Source organism: Streptomyces sp. NPDC087844, assembly GCF_044742785.1.
GTDB lineage: Bacteria > Actinomycetota > Actinomycetes > Streptomycetales > Streptomycetaceae > Streptomyces.
This window is the reverse complement of record NZ_JBIUVD010000073.1, coordinates 1-1010: the sequence shown is the minus strand read 5'-3', so window position 1 is coordinate 1010 and position 1010 is coordinate 1. Positions and strand designations below refer to the sequence as shown.

1 rRNA gene is annotated in these 1010 nt (G+C 52.3%); it reads right to left on the bottom strand.

The window, feature by feature from the left end:
• A 23S ribosomal RNA gene (locus ACIOKD_RS42055) occupies positions 1 to 1010 on the bottom strand; the annotation flags it as partial.

Sequence of the window (1010 nt, the reverse complement as noted above, 5' to 3'; positions counted from 1 at the left end):
TATGTCAGCATTCGCACTTCTGATACCTCCAGCAACCCTCACAGGCCACCTTCAACGGCTTACAGAACGCTCCCCTACCCAACAACGCCTAAGCGTCGCTGCCGCAGCTTCGGTGCATAGTTTAGCCCCGTTACATCTTCCGCGCAGGCCGACTCGACCAGTGAGCTATTACGCTTTCTTTAAATGATGGCTGCTTCTAAGCCAACATCCTGGCTGTCTGAGCCTTCCCACTTCGTTTCCCACTTAACTATGACTTTGGGACCTTAGCTGTGGGTCTGGGTTGTTTCCCTCTTCACGACGGACGTTAGCACCCGCCGTGTGTCTCCCGTGATAACATTCTTCGGTATTCGTAGTTTGCATCGAGTTGGTAAGTCGGGATGACCCCCTAGCCGAAACAGTGCTCTACCCCCGAAGATGAGTTCACGAGGCGCTACCTAAATAGCTTTCGGGGAGAACCAGCTATCTCCCGGTTTGATTGGCCTTTCACCCCCAGCCACAAGTCATCCGCTAATTTTTCAACATTAGTCGGTTCGGTCCTCCAGTTAGTGTTACCCAACCTTCAACCTGCCCATGGCTAGATCACCGGGTTTCGGGTCTATACCCTGCAACTTATCGCCCAGTTAAGACTCGGTTTCCCTACGGCTCCCCTATACGGTTAACCTTGCTACAGAATATAAGTCGCTGACCCATTATACAAAAGGTACGCAGTCACACCACGAAGGTGCTCCCACTGCTTGTACGTACACGGTTTCAGGTTCTATTTCACTCCCCTCGCCGGGGTTCTTTTCGCCTTTCCCTCACGGTACTGGTTCACTATCGGTCAGTCAGGAGTATTTAGCCTTGGAGGATGGTCCCCCCATATTCAGACAGGATAACACGTGTCCCGCCCTACTCGTCGAGTTCACAACACTAACACCTTCGGATACGGGGCTATCACCCTTTACTGCCAGCCTTTCCAGACTGTTCTCCTGATGCTAATGCTGATTAAGACTCTGGGCTGCTCCCCGTTC